Source organism: Ignavibacteriales bacterium, from assembly GCA_016700155.1.
Taxonomy (GTDB): Bacteria; Bacteroidota; Ignavibacteria; order Ignavibacteriales; family Ignavibacteriaceae.
Genome location: CP065001.1, coordinates 4,258,054 through 4,277,814, shown reverse-complemented (window position 1 = coordinate 4,277,814; position 19,761 = coordinate 4,258,054). Strand labels below are relative to the sequence as shown.

19 protein-coding genes are annotated in these 19,761 nt (G+C 36.0%); all 19 read left to right on the top strand.

Going from position 1 to position 19,761, the window contains the following annotated elements; all coding sequences use genetic code 11:
* The first annotated feature begins 60 nt into the window (after positions 1-60).
* The 19 genes from IPM56_17985 (at position 61) to IPM56_17895 (ending at position 19,737) form a co-directional block, all read left to right on the top strand.
* Entirely contained in the window at positions 61-1,008 is a 948-nt protein-coding gene (locus IPM56_17985; protein ID QQS36102.1) for a hypothetical protein, read from the top strand.
* 163 nt (positions 1,009-1,171) lie between these two features.
* Positions 1,172-2,071, top strand: coding sequence for a hypothetical protein (locus IPM56_17980; GenBank protein QQS36101.1), 900 nt, complete (start codon positions 1,172-1,174; stop codon positions 2,069-2,071).
* Positions 2,068-4,056, top strand: coding sequence for a hypothetical protein (locus IPM56_17975; GenBank protein ID QQS36100.1), 1,989 nt, complete (start codon positions 2,068-2,070; stop codon positions 4,054-4,056). Before IPM56_17980 ends, IPM56_17975 begins: the two co-directional genes overlap by 4 nt.
* A gap of 17 nt (positions 4,057-4,073) precedes the next feature.
* Complete coding sequence (locus tag IPM56_17970) at positions 4,074-4,754, top strand: hypothetical protein (protein ID QQS36099.1); 681 nt, start codon at positions 4,074-4,076, stop codon at positions 4,752-4,754.
* Between the two features lie 202 nt (positions 4,755-4,956).
* Positions 4,957-7,536, top strand: a complete 2,580-nt coding sequence (gene alaS, locus IPM56_17965; GenBank protein ID QQS36098.1) for an alanine--tRNA ligase — start codon at positions 4,957-4,959, stop codon at positions 7,534-7,536.
* Between the two features lie 165 nt (positions 7,537-7,701).
* Complete coding sequence (locus tag IPM56_17960) at positions 7,702-8,109, top strand: GxxExxY protein (GenBank protein ID QQS38351.1); 408 nt, start codon at positions 7,702-7,704, stop codon at positions 8,107-8,109.
* Positions 8,110-8,149: 40 nt separating this feature from the next.
* The gene (gene radA, locus IPM56_17955) at positions 8,150-9,499 is read left to right on the top strand and encodes a DNA repair protein RadA (GenBank protein ID QQS36097.1); all 1,350 of its coding nucleotides are present in this window, start codon (positions 8,150-8,152) and stop codon (positions 9,497-9,499) included.
* Between the two features lie 275 nt (positions 9,500-9,774).
* Positions 9,775-10,575, top strand: coding sequence for a hypothetical protein (locus IPM56_17950; GenBank protein QQS36096.1), 801 nt, complete (start codon positions 9,775-9,777; stop codon positions 10,573-10,575).
* A 48-nt stretch (positions 10,576-10,623) separates the two neighbouring features.
* Positions 10,624-11,163 (top strand): hypothetical protein, encoded by a 540-nt coding sequence (locus tag IPM56_17945; GenBank protein QQS36095.1) that lies wholly within the window; start codon positions 10,624-10,626, stop codon positions 11,161-11,163.
* Positions 11,164-11,297: 134 nt separating this feature from the next.
* Positions 11,298-12,365 carry a WG repeat-containing protein gene (locus IPM56_17940; protein QQS36094.1) on the top strand — a complete coding sequence of 356 codons (1,068 nt, stop codon included), beginning with the start codon at positions 11,298-11,300 and terminating at the stop codon, positions 12,363-12,365.
* An 81-nt stretch (positions 12,366-12,446) separates the two neighbouring features.
* Positions 12,447-13,142, top strand: coding sequence for a hypothetical protein (locus IPM56_17935; protein ID QQS36093.1), 696 nt, complete (start codon positions 12,447-12,449; stop codon positions 13,140-13,142).
* Positions 13,143-13,322: 180 nt separating this feature from the next.
* Complete coding sequence (locus tag IPM56_17930; GenBank protein QQS36092.1) at positions 13,323-13,784, top strand: hypothetical protein; 462 nt, start codon at positions 13,323-13,325, stop codon at positions 13,782-13,784.
* 145 nt (positions 13,785-13,929) lie between these two features.
* Positions 13,930-14,532 (top strand): hypothetical protein, encoded by a 603-nt coding sequence (locus tag IPM56_17925; GenBank protein ID QQS36091.1) that lies wholly within the window; start codon positions 13,930-13,932, stop codon positions 14,530-14,532.
* A 30-nt stretch (positions 14,533-14,562) separates the two neighbouring features.
* Entirely contained in the window at positions 14,563-14,973 is a 411-nt protein-coding gene (locus IPM56_17920; GenBank protein ID QQS36090.1) for a carboxypeptidase regulatory-like domain-containing protein, read from the top strand.
* A 60-nt stretch (positions 14,974-15,033) separates the two neighbouring features.
* Positions 15,034-15,450 carry a carboxypeptidase-like regulatory domain-containing protein gene (locus tag IPM56_17915; GenBank protein QQS36089.1) on the top strand — a complete coding sequence of 139 codons (417 nt, stop codon included), beginning with the start codon at positions 15,034-15,036 and terminating at the stop codon, positions 15,448-15,450.
* A 35-nt stretch (positions 15,451-15,485) separates the two neighbouring features.
* Entirely contained in the window at positions 15,486-16,004 is a 519-nt protein-coding gene (locus IPM56_17910; GenBank protein QQS36088.1) for a DinB family protein, read from the top strand.
* A gap of 154 nt (positions 16,005-16,158) precedes the next feature.
* Positions 16,159-18,489 (top strand): VWA domain-containing protein, encoded by a 2,331-nt coding sequence (locus IPM56_17905; protein QQS36087.1) that lies wholly within the window; start codon positions 16,159-16,161, stop codon positions 18,487-18,489.
* Between the two features lie 145 nt (positions 18,490-18,634).
* Positions 18,635-19,078 (top strand): hypothetical protein, encoded by a 444-nt coding sequence (locus IPM56_17900; protein ID QQS36086.1) that lies wholly within the window; start codon positions 18,635-18,637, stop codon positions 19,076-19,078.
* Positions 19,075-19,737: a hypothetical protein gene (locus IPM56_17895; protein QQS36085.1), complete on the top strand. Its 663-nt coding sequence runs from the start codon at positions 19,075-19,077 to the stop codon at positions 19,735-19,737. Before IPM56_17900 ends, IPM56_17895 begins: the two co-directional genes overlap by 4 nt.
* Positions 19,738-19,761: the final 24 nt, after the last annotated feature.

Sequence of the window (19,761 nt, the reverse complement as noted above, 5' to 3'; positions counted from 1 at the left end):
TTTATTTCCGAATGAGTGGAAGAAAAATTAAAATAAATCAATAAATAAAAGGAGTACGAAATGGAACAATCTAAGATCTTTCTGAAAATGCTTACGGCATTCGCGGCAATCTTTATTTTCATACTTGCGGGTTGTGATAATTCTTCTGTTGATCCCGAAGACGGTGAGCCAACAACAGATCAGGCAACGTTTGAAAAGCTTGCAGATGAAGATTCTTCATTAGCATCATTTGAACCAAACTATGATGAAGGCGGACTATCGGATATACTCGGTAAAACAACTACCGAAATCTATCCGTTTAGAGTCGGTCAGAGAATGAGATTGGTTAACAGGACACTTTCTGTTGATATAGTTGGCGACACAGCTTACGGCACACTTACAAAAACATTTGAAGGCGTTTTATTTGTAGCAGCATCTTATGATTCGGCAGCTACTCAACCTGATTCAGTTTTTCAAAAACCTTTCACTGCTGTTATGGTGAGAAAAATTATCTTTGTAAAGATTGCAAACACACCCCGTCCATGGCGTAACTGGAAAATCGGAGCGATCTCTTTACCCGAAGGCGGAACTCCTAACAGAAATATTGATATAACAAAAACAACAATACTGCTTCCTAACGGAGATGAAATAGTTATCACATCACCTAATGAATTTTTCTTATCGAGAGGACCCCACTGGTGGAGACAATTACCATCTGTACTCAGAGGTGATTCAGTTCGTGTAACCGTTGAAGTAACAAGCGCATATGAAGAAGAAGATTTTGTAACTCTTACTTACGGTGCCGACAGGCTTGGTCTGCACAGAGCAAAAAGAAAGTTTAATCTTGTTTCTTCAACACCTTCAGGCGGTGTGTACTTAAAAGTTTATCAGCAATACTTCAGAACACATCAGTTCCCGGGATTCTTCCATGCAATAATAAATGCATTCCCAAAACAGGTGATCTTTGATGATGTTGCCCCGGTTGAAAGTGAATCCTGGGGTATTCCATACACAGTAAGAATGTTCTGATAAATATTTAATAATTGCATAACAGAAGCTGTCGAAAAATGAATAAGCTTTCCCTCATTCATAAAAGCCCGGCAGCTTCGTTATGCTTTAAATCACAAGATCATATTGAATACAGAATTGACTAAATTAACCGGCAATATTAAGTTTAACAACAATGACCAGATTGAATAAATATTTAGCACTGCTTGCAATAATACTTTTTGTTTACGGATGTGATAAACCATCACCGGTTGTTCTTGAACCCGAAACAGGAAACAGCGACAATGTTGAGATTGAAGTTATAACCTCTGACCCCGAAAGTGAAATTAGTAAAGGCATCGATTCAACAGGAACAGTTGAGGAGTTTTTAAGATTCACAAATTATATTGCTGTCAGCGGAATAAAGATCACAGACAACTCATTTACAACGAACATATCAAGTGCCCAGGCAATATTTTTTGACAGAACTGTTCCATACTTTGATTTGAACGAAAGACTCATCGGCTACAGAACAAGAATACTTGGCAATGTTAGTTTTAATGATGTTGAAGCAAACCAGGTTCCATTTAAAATCAGATTTAAAGACAGAAACGGAATAAGAGATACCACTTTAGGATGGCAGCATCTTCTTTACAGAGGAAGAGGAAATCATTCGGATCCGTTTAATTTTATTTATAACTCTGCCATAAACTTCAAATTAAGACTTGGAGTAGCTCTTATAACTTCATTCGATATTCCGACACCACCGGAAATAACCGGCAGTCTTGTAATCAATCGTTCAAATGCTAATAACAGGCTACAGGCAATGCTTACCTGGACCAACACTTCACCACTTCCTGTTGAGGTGATCATAGGTGCAAAGCTTAGGAACAATCACATTGCAATACCTTTATATAAAATTAAAACTGCCGATGACGGAAGTCTTGTTATTCCCCCGGGATTACTGAATGCAATTCCTAAAGACCGATTCAACCAGATAGTTGTTTCGCTCGTCAGAAAATATGAAGGGAAACATGTTTCTACGGATAACGAGTTGTTTGTCAGATCACAAAGTATTCACAGTATAGTTGTCGAGATTCCTTGATCAAAAAAATATTTGTAATAATACAATTTTCACTTATGGTCATATTAAACACATATGGTCAATCATCATTCGGTCTTAACGGATACTGGGGTATTTCAAAAAACAAAACAGCAGTATTAAATGGATTTGAAAGCAACCCGGGAAATTATAATCCGCTGAAAGACTGGGGATTTAATGTAAGCTATGGCGGAGAATTTTCTGATAATCTTTCGTCGAACATCTTTATAATCTCACTTTCAAAAAAAATAGACGGACACTCCTTCTCAGCCCGATATACTCCAGGATATCAAAAGGAGTTTGTGTTCAATTCGGGTGAATCAATTATTTTTGAAGACTCAACTGTTCAATCACTCACTTCAAATTTTACTTATAAGGAACTGTTTGGATTTGGATATTCATATTTGTTCACCCCGGAGTTTTCAGCAGGATTTTCTTTAAGAATGTTTGAAGAAGATTTCAGCCAGGAGTTTTTGGTCCCTGTATTTTCGGATACACTTTACATTGTCAGAAATTCAGAAAATTCAAAAAGAAATTTCTGGAAAGCTGATCTGGGTCTTAATTATTTTTTTTCTGATGAACTTTCTGTAACAGCGTCTTCAATCAACCTATTAAATTTTGGCAAGTCTCACGATAATCCTTCGTTAAATGAATATGAATTAAAAGCCACACGCGGATTTATGACGGGAATAACTTATTCGCCCGCAAGATCATTTAACATCAACGTTTTATATGAAAGTGATAATTCATTTTTAGCGGGAGTGAATTATATCCATCATTCTTCAAATGGAAATCTTGGATTCAGTGTTACAACTCTTCACAACAAACATCAGCAGCCGTTTGTTGCCGGAATTCTACCAGCGGTATCATACGCGACAAACTTATGGGGCGTTACACTTTCCGGTGTAAAATATTTTTCAGAACGAAACGGAATTTCATCTTACAATACTTTCAGGGATGAAGGATTAAACAATGTTCTTAATAACCGGTATAGTTTTGATAAGGCTGTTCTTACATTTTCACTAACATTAAATACACTTGTAGAGAAGAAAGCCGAACTTCTTGATTTACAACTGGTGAATGAAATATATCCGACATTGTCTGAAGAATATATTGATTCTCCCATAGCCGTTGGCAAAGTTGTAAACCTCACCGACAAACCACTTGTTGTTAAACCGGCATGCAGAATAGATGGGATAAACCAGGATAAATTTCAATCGCCGTCAATAACTATTCCGCCTAACGATACTATTGAAATAAAATTTTTCGCATTGATAGGTGATTCATACAACAAAGAGCGTTCGGAAATAGCATCCGCTGATTTTTACCTGATAACAGAAAGCGAAAACACAGATGATCATATTCAAAAACCGTTGCTCGTAAATGGAATAAACGCCTGGGATGGTAATGTAAAAAATCTTCGTTACTTCATTAAAAAAGATCTTACTTATTCAATGAACTATTCAAAAAATATTTTGAGTAAGTATAAACAAGAGCTTGATTCATCGGCATCAAACCTGCTGAAATATTATAAAACAAAAATCCTTTTTAATGAATTCGTGAGTAATCTTGTTTATATCTCTGACCCCAGAGCATCTGCTGAACACGTACAGTTCCCGCATCAGACAAAAGAATTAAAAGGCGGCGACTGTGATGATCTCAGTGTCTGCTTCAGTTCGATTCTTGAGAGTGTTGGAATTGAAACCGCTTTAGTCGATTACAAAGAAACCGGGGGGATAAGACACGTAAATCTTCTGGTTAACACTGAATTGTCTCCCGCACAAGCAGGAATAATTACTGCTAATGACAGAAAAATATTTGTGCGTAAAAATGAAAACGGCGGAGATGAAGTTTGGATACCCGTTGAAACGACTTCATTGACAGATTTTGAAACAGCATGGAAAACAGGATCAGCAAAATTTTATTCTGAAGCAATCGATTCTTACGGACTCGCAAAAAATAAAGTAGAAATTATTGATGTTTATTAAAGTACTTTGAGGTTAATATGAAAACATTATTACTGATATTATTAAGCATAATCACTTTGAACGCGCAATCATTCAAAGTAGAAAAAGTATCCGGAACCGTTAAGAAATTACCCGCCGGAGAAGAAAAGTGGATTGAAGTCAGTTCAGGTGAAACTATCAATTCAACTTCAATGCTGATGACAGAAAAAAATTCTTCTGTCAGAATCTCAAACAGCAATTCCTTTTTTATGCTGAAAGAATCTTCCGCAGTATTGGTTTCAGATATTAAAAAGATGACAACCGAAGAACTTCTGCTCGCGTTAGCTATGGAAGACATGTTAAATGCCCCGAGAAAAAAAGAAAAGAGTAAATCGCACGACACCGCGGTGTATGGTACAAATGAAAACGGTAAAAAAAATAATACTTTAGAAAATCACGACTATGGTATTAAACGTTTGAATGGGGCAAAACAATTATCAGAAAATGGATTTAATGAATCCGCAGTTATTGCAGCAAAAGAAACATATAGAAAGTATCCATCCGTAAAAGAAATTACATCATACAGAATTTTCTTTGCTGATATTCTTTTTAACAAAGGACTGAATGAAGAAGCGTACGGTGAATATGTTTCCATTTCCAAATTAACATTAAGCGAAAAAGAAAAAGCTGATGTTGAAAAGAAGATCGAACTGCTTGAGAAAAAAATAGTTACAAATTGACAAGTTGTTTTCACCCACACCATTAATTTAAAAGACCGCCGGTAGGCGCAGGCTTCAGCCTGCCTAACATCCCTAATCCCGCAACCTGAAGGTTACGGCTACCCCATAATTTTTCCTTTTCAGGTTTAGCAGGATAACTCTCCTTCCCGCTTAAACCTATATTTATTATCTTTGCTGCACAATTTTTAACAACAAGAATACAATGACATCAACTGAAATCAGACAGCAATTTTTAGATTTTTTCAAATCAAAAGAACATAGAATCGTACCAAGTTCACCGGTAGTTCCATTCGATGATCCGACATTATTATTCACCAACGCGGGAATGAATCAATTCAAAGACGTATTCCTCGGCAAAGGAACACGCGAATACAAACGAGCGGCTGACACACAAAAATGTATTCGCGTAAGCGGCAAACATAACGACCTTGAAGAAGTTGGTCACGATACTTATCACCACACATTTTTTGAAATGCTTGGCAACTGGTCGTTCGGCGATTATTATAAATCAGAAGCAATTGAATGGGCATGGGAATTACTCACTGATGTATGGAAACTTCCAAAGGAAAGAATCTGGGCTACGGTTTACAGAACGGATGACGAAGCACTTGAATTGTGGAAAAGTAAGACAGATATAAATCCAGATCATATTTTACGTTTTGATGAGAAAGATAATTTCTGGGAGATGGGTGAAACCGGTCCTTGCGGTCCTTGTTCGGAGATTCACATAAATCTTAGTGATGATTATGATAATCCTAAATATGTAAACGCGGGAGTTCCGGAATGTATTGAAATTTGGAACCTTGTTTTCATTCAGTATAACCGTGATGAAACAGGAAAACTTCACGACCTTCCCGCAAAGCATGTTGATACGGGAATGGGCTTTGAACGTGTATGCGCAGTACTTCAGAAAAAAAGTTCTAACTATGACACCGATGTTTTTATGCCGATGATAAATGAGATTTCAAAGATCTCTAACATCGCATATGAAAAAGAAGAAGATAAAATAGCAATGCGTGTTATTGCAGATCATATAAGAACTCTATCGTTTGCAATTGCTGATGGTGCTGTTCCCGGTAATGATGGTCGCGGATATGTGCTTCGCAGAATTTTAAGAAGAGCCGCTCGTTACGGGAGAAAATTAAATCTCAATAAACCATTTCTTCATAAACTCGTTTATACTCTTGTAAAGAATATGGGAAATGTTTTTCCTGAACTTGCCGAAAAGCAAAAGTATGTTGAAAAAGTTATTAAAGCTGAAGAGGAAAGTTTTAATGTGACTCTTGACAGAGGAATAGAACTGTTTGATTCGCTTGTTCAGAATATGAAAGAATCAAAAGTAATTTCAGGAAATGATGTTTTTAAACTTTACGATACTTTCGGTTTCCCTGTCGATCTCACAAACGTAATGGCTCGTGAAAAAGGTTTTGCCATTGATGAAGACGGATTCAACAAATTGATGGAGGAACAAAAACAACGCGGACGTGATGCATCAAAAGAAAAATTTGCTTCGGTGAATATCAACCTTGATAACTTAAATGATTTTACGTTTGATAAAGACACCAGTTCTGTATTCACCGGTTATGATGAATTAAAATCTTCATCAAAAATTATCGGACACAAAAAGGATAACGGGAAAGATCTTGTCATTCTCGACAAAACTCCTTTTTATGTTGAAGCCGGCGGACAGATCGATGATCTCGGTGTAATTTCTGTTAGTTCAAATTCACTCCCGGTTGTTGATGTTACAAAGACAGACAACAAAACAATTCACGTTATAGATAATGAACAGAATAGTCTTATAAAACCGGGTGATTCTGTTCTTGCACTCGTTGATGAAAAACGAAGATGGGACATAATGCGTAATCACAGCGCGACTCATTTTCTTCATGCCGCTTTAAGAAAAATTTTAGGAACACATGTTCACCAGGCTGGGTCGTATGTTGGTCCGGACAGATTGCGTTTTGACTTCACTCATTTTTCAAAGTTAAGTGAAATAGAAATCAGGGATATTGAATCGCTTGTGAATGAAGAGCTGCGAAAAAATATTGAGCTTCAGCATCACCGTAACATTCCATTTGACACTGCAAAGAAGATGGGCGCGCTGATGTTCTTTGGTGACAAGTACGGCGATAAGGTTAACGTTGTTCAGTTTGGTGATTTTAGTATGGAGTTCTGCGGAGGAACTCACGTTAAAAATTCTTCACAGATCGGTTTGTTTAAAATTGTTAGTGAATCGTCAATTGCTAGCGGTGTAAGAAGAATCGAAGCCGTAACTGGACTTGGTGTTGAGCAGTATATTTTATCTCAACTAGGTCTTCTTAAAAACTCCGAAGAAAAAATTGCTGAATTAACCGATGTAAGGAAAAAACTTGAGAAAGAAATCTCTGAACTTAAAATGGCTGGTAAGTTAAACCAGGTTGATCCGGTACTTTCCAAATATTCTGAAGTTGATTCCATCAAAGTTTATAAGGGCAAGATAAACGCAGACACAATGGATGAATTAAAATCCTTCGGTGATGAATTACGCAATCGTATTAAAAGCGGTGTCGGTGTTTTGTTTGCTGAACCCGAAGGTAAAGCCGGAATTGTTTGTGTTGTAAGTGATGATCTAATTAAAGATAAAAAACTCAGTGCGGGGAAAATTGTCGGCGAACTCGCAAAGCTTGTCGGCGGCGGAGGCGGCGGAAGACCGCATCTTGCAACAGCTGGTGGAAAAGATGTAGATAAAATCAGTTCAGCACTGTCCGGCGTTGAAGAGATTGTAAAAAAGTTTTTATGATATATTCCAGAGCCTTAGTGTTTCTAAGTGCCCTTATGCCGAAGGCATCCCTTCGGGAGTGCCTGAGTGGTAAAAAGAGATTACAGTAACCATGAGAAGGTATTAAAGGAAATTAACCACTAAGACACTTAGAACACTAAGTTTCACTAAGAAGAAATGAAAACAATTACCAAAGAAATAGTTAACCAGATTTCTTATAAAATTGTCGGTTGTGCGATTGAAGTGCATAAGCAGCTTGGTCCCGGATTATTAGAATCTGTTTATGAAACCTGTTTGATTGAAGAATTAACTTCGGCTGGATTAATTGTTAACAAACATATTCCGGTTCCAGTTTTGTATAAAGGAAAAGATCTCGGAACAACTTTGGTACTCGATTTATTGGTAAATGATATTGTCATTGTTGAATTGAAAGCTGTTGAAATCATGATACCAGTATATAAAGCCCAATTACTATCATATTTAAAATTGACAGGCAAACCCAAAGGATTGCTAATCAATTTTAATTGTGAAAACATAACCGAAAGTTTAATCCCGCTTGTTACAGAAGAATTTTCGAAACTTCCATCTTCTTAGTGTTTCTAAGTGCCCTTAGTGCCTTAGTGGTAAAAAAATCATGGCTAAACCTAAAATAAAATACATCTGCTCAAACTGCGGGTACGAATCACTAAGATGGATAGGCAAATGTCCTGAATGTGATTCATGGAATTCATTCACCGAAGAAATAATTGAACCCACAAAGAACAAATCAGCACGAACTAAATCTCCTTTCACAGCGAAGAAGATAAATGAAATTTCTGCCGCGGAAGAAGACAGAATAATGACAGGCATTAACGAATTTGATCGTGTTCTTGGCGGAGGGATTATGCCCGGCTCTGTAATACTTCTTGCCGGTGATCCGGGAATCGGCAAATCAACACTCGCATTACAGACTGCCGCAACAATTAAAAACAAAGTCCTGTATGTAACTGGCGAAGAATCTTTAAAACAGATCAAACTCCGTTCATCAAGACTAAAAATTACTTCGGATGATATCTATATAATTGCGGAGACTGATCTTAATCCAATTATCTCTGCAATAAACGAAATTGAACCCGCAGTAGTAATTGTAGATTCAATACAGACAATGCAGAGAAGTGATATGCAGAACTCTGCCGGAACAATTACACAGATACGTGAATCAACTTCATTGTTTATGGAAGAAGCAAAGAAGAAAGGATTTTCTGTTATCATCATCGGGCACGTTACTAAGGAGGGAACGATAGCGGGTCCGAAGATACTTGAGCATATTGTTGATGCGGTGATTCAGTTTGAAGGCGAGTCGCATCATTCGTTCAGAATTTTACGCGCACAGAAAAACCGGTTCGGCAGTACAAATGAAATTGGTGTGTTTGAGATGCGCGAAAACGGATTGAGAGAAGTCACAAATCCCAGTGAGTTATTTTTAAGCGAACGCGACCGAAATACATCAGGCTCGGTTATAACCGCAAGTATGGAGGGCACACGACCGATACTACTCGAAGTACAGGCGCTTGTTACACCATCAAACTTTGGAAACCCGCAGCGCGTTGCAACAGGATTTGATTACAGAAGACTATCAATTCTCCTTGCTGTACTTGAGAAGAGATGCGGATACAGATTATCAGCAAATAATGTTTTTCTAAATATGGCTGGCGGTGTAAAAATTTATGAGCCAGCTATTGATCTTGCTGTCTGCTGCAGTATTGCCTCTAATCTATTAGATAAAGTCGCAGATAACAACACCGTAGTAATTGGTGAAGTAGGGCTTGGCGGAGAAGTACGCAGTGTTAGCAACATCGAAAAGAGAATACAGGAAGCCGCTAAACTCGGTTTTAAAAGAGTTATCATTCCACAGAACAACACCGCGGGATTAAAGAAAAATGATATAAAAATAATTGCAGTTGAAAATCTTGTTGATGCGATTAGTAATTGTTTTGCGGGCTGAGATTTCTAAGGCATTTTACCACTTAGACACTAAGTTCACTTAGAAACACTAAGAAAGACAAAGAACTATTTGCAAAATTCAAGACCAACAACAAACCACACACATTTTTAGTTTGACTTAAAAAATTGTTTCGCCTAAGTTGGTGTTAAATATTTAGCGGGAAAATTAATGGGCTGCTGTACAATGAATGTTACTCCTGATCGTATTTTATTAAATAGCTCCCGCCCCTGTCTTAACCTATCTGGAATCAACTACTTTTAAAGGATTTAAAAGTTATGAAGACCAAAATAAAATCAACACAGATAATCTTTCTCATAATTATCGTTTTGTTTTTCCCTGCTGTTATTTATTGCCAGGAGTATTCAACCGATACGGTTTATGTAACCTCTCCCAAATTTGATGAAACGAAGTACTGGGATTCAAAACCGATAAGTGAACTTCCCGCGCATATACCCATTTACAAAGATATTATGTACTTGTATGCTGACTTCGAGAATATCAAAGATGGTGCTATCCCGATTTATATAATCAATAACACTCCAACTAGTTTTGAATACGATAGTCAAAAGATGGAATTACTTCAACAGGAGTTCAAAGATTCAGATAGTATATGGAGGAGAAGTGCATCTTTTTATCATGTCAGTTCTTGCGTTGTGTTATTGCGTAGTGATGGAATACGACCTTTTGAGTTTTTGCTAATCAGCGATTTCGTCTTGAAGAAGGGAGAGGAATATGATGCGCGATATAGATTTTTTAACACCGATATCGTTACATCAAATATCGGTAAAGCAAAGATTAATTTAGAAGATGCTGAGGTAGCGAGATATGATGACATTGCGTTAAGAGCCTCGGGGGCAGATTTTTTAAACAAGATAATTAAAGGTGAGATAGCTCCTTTTGAAACACATGAAAAGAACGATGAATTAATCTGGAGAGCTCTTTTCAATATAACTTCATATTACCCCGATGAAGCTATCCCTGTGCTAAGTGTATTAGCTAAGGATTATGCTAGCAAATTTTGCGAATACGCAATGAGAATTTTAGAATCGCTCAAAAAAAGAAAGCAGGAGAAATAATCTCATTTTATTAAAAACGGTTTTTATATAAGGAAGGAGAATTTCAGTGTGAAACACATTTTTATTTTATTCTTCGCACTTCTTTTCATTTCCTGTGAAGAGACCGAAACTGTTTACGTTTATCCTGATGGCATTACCAAACCGGATAAAATTATTGTGAGTCGCGGCTGCGGGAATATTTTTGTTTATCAATTTTTAGACAGCACAAAAGCATTAACCGTCGGGATAAACACAAACGAAATTAAACTTACAAAGAAACGGCAGGTTTTTGACATTAGTATTTCTAATCCAAACATAAAAGTTGTGATTGAGGTTGCGGCGAATCACCCCGACAGCATCTATTTCAACTTCTGTAATGATGTTGGTTATCCGAATGAAGGAGTGACTAAAAAGTATATGGCTGTATCCGGCAGATTATCTTTTTCTGTATCCGAAGATAACCCGATTAAAGAACCTGTCTGGAATACATTTTACTATGTGACAATAAAAGTTGAAAATCTTCGTTTGGTAAACCAGGAGACTAACGACGAAATTAATATTGATGAAGCTATTTTCTGGAATGTTGGTGTTGGCTGGGCTCCGGGTTAAGTATAAGTGTTATCGAACTAATGTAAAATGTTTTAAGTAATTTGAGAACGTACATTTAAATAATTACTAATTGGGGAATACATACATAATGGTATGTTTGAAAGGCATTGCATCGGGCTATGAAGGGACGTCAAATGAATAAAATTTTTTCTCTCCTTTTTATAATATTTTTTATAGGATTTAATTCTCTTACTATCAGTCAGGAAAAACTTTTTCCCGTTATTCAAAACGGCAAATGGGGATATATAAATGAAACCGGGACAATTGTAATCGAACCCCAGTATTTACAAGCTTCAAACTTTTACAGCGGATTTGCCTATGTAAAAATTGGTGATTCCGGAACAGGTGTAAATAAAAAATCACCAATAGTTGAGGATAAGGGTTACATCAATACTAAAGGTGAGTTTGCAAGTATATCTGGATTCCTTTCCGGCTTTAGTGAAGCCGGTTTGTTTTATAATGAAAGAGCCCGCGTGCTGAAAAATGGTAAAGGTGTTTTTACAAACTCTCTCTGGGGATTTATCGATACATCATTCAACCCCGTTATTCCGGCAGAGTTTGACAATGCCGGTGATTTTTCAGAAGGGCTTGCCTGGGTAGAAGTTATAAAAAAATTTTTATTCTTTGTTGTATCCGATAAGTTCGGTTATATAGATCGTAATGGGGAAATGGTTATACCGCTTCAGTTTGACAATGCCGGAAATTTTTGTGACGGTTATGCCAACATAACTCTTAACGGTAAGAGAGGATTCATTGATAAGAAAGGAAAGATAGTAGTTAAACCAAGATTTGAATCAGTAAAACATTTTTCTAACTCGCTTGCACCTGTAAAATTAAATGGAAGCTGGGGATTCGTTGATACAAACGATTCACTAATTATACCGGCTGTCTACCAGGAAGTATTTCCTTTTAATGATGGACTAGCGCTTGTTAAACAATCTAGTAAATGGGGATACATTAACGCGCAAGGTAAGTTTGTACTTGAACCGCAATTTGATGAAGTGTCCGGATTCAGCGAGGGTCTTGCTGCAATTAAAAATAACGGCAAATGGGGATTTATTAATACTGCCGGACAATTTATCATAGAGCCGATTTATGATTATGCGTATGGATTCAGCAACGGACTTGCTTTGGTAAGAGTTGATGGAAAGTTCGGATATATAAATCGTAATGGAGAATATATTTGGGAACCGGCGAAATAGATAATTCTCTGTAATAACATTTATGCTTTAAGAAAATCTTTAAAAAATGATAAGCCCGTCAAAAATCCGGAGGGAAAAATTATGAAGCCAATTTATTTTTTAATACTTCCTTTATTAATACTTTATTGCGGCTGCGCTGGTTCCGGCTTTGACCAGGGATTGATTAACAAAAAGTTATCATATGATGTAATTACAAATGATGCAGACATCCAAAAGGTACTGACATTAAAGCCGCAGCTCACAGCACCGCTTAGACTCGCTGTTTATCTTGATCAGCAAGTTGTTAACTACTGGCAGAACACATATTGGAGATGGGTTGAAAACGATAAAGCCAAAATTTTAGATACACTAAAATCCATCGACGATAGTTTATTCTCAGAAATATTTATTATCCCATCAAGCATGGTTGGTGATTCCAATATAAAAACAATCCGTCTTGCGGCAGCCCGTCATAATGCTGATGCGGTACTTGTTATTCGGGGCATAAATGATATTGATAAGTATGGTAATTTCTGGTCGTGGACTTATATCACAATAATTCTCGGCTGGATAGTTCCGGGAACTGAAGTTGATTCATATTTCAAACTGAGCGCTTCAATGTGGGATGTAAGAAACGAATATCTTTATCTGACCGCTGAATCAGATTCGTATTCAAACTATTCAAAGGCGGCTTTTATTATTAATGATAAAAACATTGTCAATAAAGATAAGACAGTAGCTTTCAACTCAATTCTGAAAGAACTTAAATCCAGGTTTAAGAATTTATATAAAGAATAAACTAATGTCATTAAAATATTTTATAAAGCTTTATGCATACAACTATTAAGTTTTAACTCAAATAAATAAACAAACATGTTGGTTGAAATTTTTATTTATGTTTTTATAACAATCTCAATTGGTCTGGTAACAGGGTTACTATTTTTAATGACCATTCCTGTTCGGAAAAAACTAATTTCCATGGGATATTTAAGTATCAGTAATGATCGGAAAATAAAATACTATTTTATAGCAGCCACACTTATCATTTCGTTCTACTCTACTTATACAGCATTTTATCCTACAGAATCATTTTACGAATCTGAGTTTACATTCAACACGAAAATCACGTTCCCTTCATCAGCAAAGTTTTTATTCAAAGATGCATCATATCCTGACATACATGGGGATTATATATCAATTGCATTAATAGAAGTATCTACGAAAGATTATCATGATATTTTGTCCGTAGTCAGATCGTGGCCCGCTAGTAAACAGGACGATATATACTTTCAGGCAGAAGATAAAATTCAAGAGATTTTGGGAAATAAAATTAATTACAACTATGAAGCATGTACCCTGGGGGCACAAAGTAATAGTTACTTCTTCATCCGTTTGTTGGATGATGGTAAATCAATCATTTTCAAGTATGTTAACCGATAATTTTACTTATTGATGATTCTTATTTATGTATAACTATCGATTAACAAAAAGTATCATTACGCATAATGAAAGGAAATTATTTTGCCCCCACAGATAACTAAAACTTCACAAAGGCAAGTCTGCAATCACTAGTTAGGAAAGAACAATGAAAAATGTTGATTGGAAAAATGCAGTAATACTTATTTTAATTATACCTCTTAGTTCAACTTCTGCTCAAAATCTGAAATTAGGATTTCAACTCGAATCATTTCAGTACTTTACAAACACCGATGTGATAAACAGAACAACCAACCTTTCTGTGTCAAACTATTCCTCAGCGTTTGGGGCTTTTGCTCCAACCAGTTTATATCTGAAATTTGATGTTGGAATTACGAACGAGTTAATGCTGGAATTTAAACCGGGGTTTTTATTTGCTGATGATTATACTGGCTATGAAGCCGGAATATTTTCAAAGTATAAAATTTATAAGTTCGCTAACTTAATTGCGTTTTTTAATTATCATGCCAACAATGATTACAGTTCCAACACCGGCGGAGCCACATCGAAAGGAATCAGCTTGCTTGGAGCAGGTGTCGGTGTTGATATATGCGAGATGATAGTTTTGGAATTGCTCTATTCAATACCAATATCTGAATCACAAATAGGATATACCCCCAGTTATAAAAATGATTACTCATTAAGAACCGAGACAAATTTAAAATCTATTATTAAACTCGGAATCGGATTTAGCTGGAGCATCGCCAATTAAATTATTCTGAAGTATCGCGGAGAATGTATTATGCACCAAACCAAATTGTTCGAAAAAAAAATTAACTTCGCTATTGCCGTTCTGATTTTATCAATAATTTCCATTCACTGTAGTTCACCTTCTTCCGTGACACGCATTTATGAAGGTCCGTATCGGGGTACAAACAGCAATAACTACGCTGTCGTGGTTGGACGAGTTATTGATCAAGAAGATAAAAGCCCTCTGGTTGGAGGAGTTGTCACCGTTGGTGGATATTCATTTAGCGGTTCAGTAGATGAAAAAGGCAATTATGTAATACTAAATATCCCTCCCGGAGTTTATGATATAGTTGCTAAAAATATTGGATACGAGGACACCCGTATAAACGGAGTTAAATTGGATAGTAATAAAATGTACATCATAGATTTTCAACTTATTCAAGGTCACTATTTTTTAGATTAATATTGTTTCAAGCTTTCATATAAATTATAATTTCAGCAATCATATTATTGGCAAATTATTATGCACCAAATCAAATGGTTCGAAAGAAAAATTAACTTAACTATTGCGGTTCTAATTTTATCAATGATTTCTATTCACTGCGGTTCATCTTCTACTGCGATTCGAGTATATGAGGGTTATTATAATGGCAAATATAATGTTGACAAAGCCATAGTAGTAGGACGCGTTTTGGATAAGGTAAGTAATGATCCGCTAATTGGGGCGTACATAATCTTAGAAGAATCCGAATTTGGTGGTGCAACTGATCTTTTGGGTAATTATGTAATCTTGAATATTTCTCCTGGAACGTATAATATATGTGCAAAGTATATTGGATATAAAACGGCAGTACTAGATGATGTTAAATTGGACAAAAATAATATTTACATTATCGATTTTAGATTAGTAGCAGAAGACTATTTGATACTATATGATTAGTCTTCTTAATAGATCAATTTTTAGGAAAATATTAAATGCAACAAACCAAATGGTTCGAGAGAAAATTTAATTTCACTTCAACACAAAATATTTTTCCTTCTATTGTCGAACGTCTTTGGGGAACGCCGGTTAGACTTGAAGAAAAACTCAAATCTATTCCCCCGGAAATTCTTACAACAAAAGTTAATGGAAGCTGGACAATAAAAGAAAATATCGGGCATCTTACTGATCTTGAACCATTGTGGCAGGTAAGGCTCGAAGAACTTAAAGCGGGTAAACAGGAATTATCTGCAGCAGAGCTTCAGAATACAAAAACACATAACGCAAATCACAATGAAGTTCATGCTGATAAACTATTAAACGATTTCAGAAACATAAGGCAGGAAACATTATTAATGCTTGAAGGCATTGACGATGAACTTGTGTTCCGTTCCGCGCTTCATCCAAGATTAAAAACACCAATGCGCACAATGGACTTATTTTTATTTGTCGCTGAGCACGATGATCATCATCTTGCAAGGATAAGCGAGCTGGTTAAGATATTGCAAAAATAATCTGCTTAATCTTAAAGCTTTAGCAATGGGCAATAATTAATAATTGACAACTCTCTGTCGCAAGCACAAAAATTAATTCTGCTTTCATCTTGCTAATGAATAAAGAAAATTCAATTTTATTTGCAGTGTTCATTTAATCATCAGCGGGGTTATCATGAAAAAATTATTTGTCATCTCATTTCTTTTTTTATTTGGGTCAACTCTCTTTTCTAATGGTGTGGGTATAGTAAACAAAAGTCAGCCGCTATATTTACAATTGGTTAACACTCATGTTTCTGTATATGTTGAAAACCAGGTTTCAATTGTTACAACCACTCAGGAATTTTTTAATAATCTTGAGATGGATACAACAGTTCAATATGCCTTTCCTCTTCCTGACGGCGCCAGCGGAACAAATTTGCGGTGGAAGATTAATGGTATCTGGCACGAAGCACTGATAGCCCCGACCGGTAATGATACCACCGGAGGTGGAGGTTCCGGTCCGCAACCTCACGCTTCACTTTTACAATATCTTGGTGCCACGCCGTTATATTTTTCTATCCCGGAACAACTTCTTGCTGATTCCACATTGATAGTTGAATTGAGTTATGTGCAGCTGCTTCCTTATTCTTTCGGTAATGTTATATTCAATTATCCCAACAGGTACACTTTAATTCAAACTCAACCGGTGATGGAACAGAAATTGGATTTTGTTCTGATATCTGAAAGAACAATAGACTCCATAAAATGTACGAGTCATCCATCTTCGGTAATATCGAATAATGGTGATACTGCTGAAGTTCACATTAATCTTTCACAGGCAGTTGCTGATTCAAATTATAAAATTGTTTACAGCTTAAGTCTTAGTGAACTTGGTCTTTATTCGTTCAGTACTTTCCTCGATGACTCTGCAAGCATAGCGGATACAATTTCAGGAGGATATTTTATTTTTATTGTTGAGCCCGAACCATCCGCACAGGTTATTAATAAAGTGTTTACTCTCATAGTTGATCGCTCGGGAAGTATGTCGGGGACAAAAATTGTCCAGGCAAAAAATGCTGCGTCGTTTATCGTTCAGCATTTAAATACGGGAGATAAATTTAACATAATTGATTTTGCAACCACTGTTTCATCATTCAGACCATCACATATTGATTATACACCTGAAAATGAGGTGGCGGCATTGAGTTATATTTCCGGGTTCGTTGCAAGCGGAAACACAAATATTTCAGGCGCGTTCGGTACTGCTCTTCCACAATTTGTAACATCTAATGACAGTACAGCGAATATCATTATCTTTTTAACTGACGGTCAGCCAACAACAGGTTTAACAAACACTCAGCAGATTCTCAATTATGTTGATTCATTGGTTACACAGTTGGAAGCTACTATCATGCTTAATACATTCGGCATCGGCAGCGATGTTAATGTTCAACTGCTGACATTGCTTGCTGCCAACAATAACGGGCTTGCTGAGTTTCTCGGGAATGATCAACTGGAATCAAGAATAACAGAGTTCTATTTGAAAATCAGGAATCCTGTTTTGTTGAACACACAAATGGTTTTCACTCCAAACGTTCTTTATGAAGTTTATCCTGATCCGATGCCGAACCTGTATATCGGTCAGCAAATGCTTGCTGCCGGCAGATATGATGAAGCTCCCCCTGTATCACTAACTTTCAGCGGAACAAGATATGGTCAGCCGGTTCAATACAATTACCAGCTTGAACTTGTTGATACATCTATTGCTGACTATCAGTTCATTCCAAAAGTGTGGGCTAAGAAAAAAATTGAAAACTTACTTGTGACATACTATAGTCTTAACCCGAACACTCCTCAGGCAATTGCATTAAAAAATCAGATCATCTGGCTGAGCATTAAGTATGGCGTACTAAGTCCGTTCACAACATTTGTCGCTCAGATCCCTGTTGAGCTCGTATCCTTCTCTGCTACATTAACAGGTAAAACTGTTGAGCTTGTCTGGGAAACAGCAAGTGAAACAAACAATCTTGGTTTTGAAATTCAAAGAAAATTCGGAGAAGCTGAATGGACAACAATCGCGCAGATATCCGGATACGGTAGTTCAACAGAAACCAGGCGGTATTCGTACGTTGACGATCTTTCTGAGTTAAACTATAAAGGAAAAATTTATTACCGGCTGAAGCAGATTGATTTCGATGGCAGTTATGATTTTTCTGAAATTGTTGAAGTCTACTTTGACGCTTTACCTGATGATTATTCATTACTTCAGAATTACCCGAATCCTTTTAATCCGTCAACAACCATTGCATATCTTATTCCTGAAGATGCATTCGTTGACCTGAGAGTTTTTGATATACTTGGTAAAGAAGTTTTTGTTATCAAAAACGAGTATCAAAAAGCAGGTACATACAATATTGTTTTTGATGGAAGCAGTCTAGCAAGCGGAGTATATTTCTATCGCTTAAATGCCGTGGGAAATACAAAGAAATTTTCTGCTGTAAGGAAACTTATTCTAATGAAATAATTTTCAAACTGAATTCTCCCGGCGAAGTTTTAGTAAAATTTTTCCGGGAGTTTTTATATGTCTATTTATAAAATCACTCTTTTATTTTTCTCAGAATAAAATCTAAACTAGTATGATGCTGCAAAATAATCTCAAGGTTCTTATCGTGAGTTTTTTAATTTTTTACTCACTCGCCTCTATTCAATTTTATTTTGATTTTAAACAATATTTAGACATTAAAGAAAATGGAATCACGACTAATCCATCAGTGAGCTATAAAAAGAAATTTGGAGCATGGTTTTATTCTCTTGAATTTGTTACGCTTAATAATGTTCATGTAATTAAGGAGGGCAAATGTGGTGAATTAAGAAAATGCAAAAAATATTATGATAATATCATCGTGATTTTCAATCCGGAAAATCCGCATGGTTTTATGGAATTACCTGATTATGAAAATTATTCGATTGAATATAAGATCTTCTTCTACTTCATTCTTTACGGAATCACTGGTTCTTATTTACTTTACTTGGTGTTGAATGTTATCATTATGTTTAAGTCAAAAGAAAATAGAAACAAGTTCTTCAAGATTATAAAAAGAAAACAAATATGAAAACTTTCCTGATCGTCTTATTTGCTTTTATTTCTATCTTCGCCTCAGACTCAACAGCAACTGTATGGATTGAGGGGGCTCCTGTTAAAATCAACATATCAAGCGATTTCTATATTAACTTACAGGACTTTCAAAATTTTATTGACAAACAACTACAGGATTTTCGATTTACAGAAATTATAATTGAAGATGTAACGGGTGATGCTTTGTCTGATTCTCTCACAAACTTTATCTACTTGACTAGCAACGGTTGTGTAGTAGAATCGAAAATATTTTCTAAGGGGATAATGGTTCATCATGATTCCTGTTTTGTACTGAATGAACGGGGCAACGATGAAAATAGCTGGGGCAGCGATTCCAATTATCTAAAACTGTTTCCTTATTCGCTTTTATACATTGGATACAAAATTAGAATGGAATCTTACCTCTGGGAAAAATCGAGGATTGAAGAAAGTATTTTTATGCCGCTTAATTTTAGAAGGATTGAACTTGAAAATGAAGGCTTGAAAGAAATTGAAATAGTTGCAGAGTTAATTCGATATAAAGAATATATCCTGAACTATAAAGGAAAATTTATTAACACATTGTCTATGTCAAATCCCGATACTTATTTTTATGACAGCACCTTGAATAAGTTTGTTCTTTTCTATGCACCGTAAATTATTCACAGTTTAAATTGACAC

Bases quoted from the DNA above. Each gene is read 5' to 3' on its own strand.
- IPM56_17985 (QQS36102.1), top strand. From the start codon at position 61: ATGGAACAATCTAAGATCTTTCTGAAAATGCTTACGGCATTCGCGGCA.
- IPM56_17970 (QQS36099.1), top strand. From the start codon at position 4,074: ATGAAAACATTATTACTGATATTATTAAGCATAATCACTTTGAACGCG.
- alaS (QQS36098.1), top strand. From the start codon at position 4,957: ATGACATCAACTGAAATCAGACAGCAATTTTTAGATTTTTTCAAATCA.
- radA (QQS36097.1), top strand. From the start codon at position 8,150: ATGGCTAAACCTAAAATAAAATACATCTGCTCAAACTGCGGGTACGAA.
- IPM56_17950 (QQS36096.1), top strand. From the start codon at position 9,775: ATGAAGACCAAAATAAAATCAACACAGATAATCTTTCTCATAATTATC.
- IPM56_17940 (QQS36094.1), top strand. From the start codon at position 11,298: ATGAATAAAATTTTTTCTCTCCTTTTTATAATATTTTTTATAGGATTT.
- IPM56_17935 (QQS36093.1), top strand. From the start codon at position 12,447: ATGAAGCCAATTTATTTTTTAATACTTCCTTTATTAATACTTTATTGC.
- IPM56_17930 (QQS36092.1), top strand. From the start codon at position 13,323: ATGGGATATTTAAGTATCAGTAATGATCGGAAAATAAAATACTATTTT.
- IPM56_17925 (QQS36091.1), top strand. From the start codon at position 13,930: ATGAAAAATGTTGATTGGAAAAATGCAGTAATACTTATTTTAATTATA.
- IPM56_17920 (QQS36090.1), top strand. From the start codon at position 14,563: ATGCACCAAACCAAATTGTTCGAAAAAAAAATTAACTTCGCTATTGCC.
- IPM56_17915 (QQS36089.1), top strand. From the start codon at position 15,034: ATGCACCAAATCAAATGGTTCGAAAGAAAAATTAACTTAACTATTGCG.
- IPM56_17910 (QQS36088.1), top strand. From the start codon at position 15,486: ATGCAACAAACCAAATGGTTCGAGAGAAAATTTAATTTCACTTCAACA.
- IPM56_17905 (QQS36087.1), top strand. From the start codon at position 16,159: ATGAAAAAATTATTTGTCATCTCATTTCTTTTTTTATTTGGGTCAACT.
- IPM56_17895 (QQS36085.1), top strand. From the start codon at position 19,075: ATGAAAACTTTCCTGATCGTCTTATTTGCTTTTATTTCTATCTTCGCC.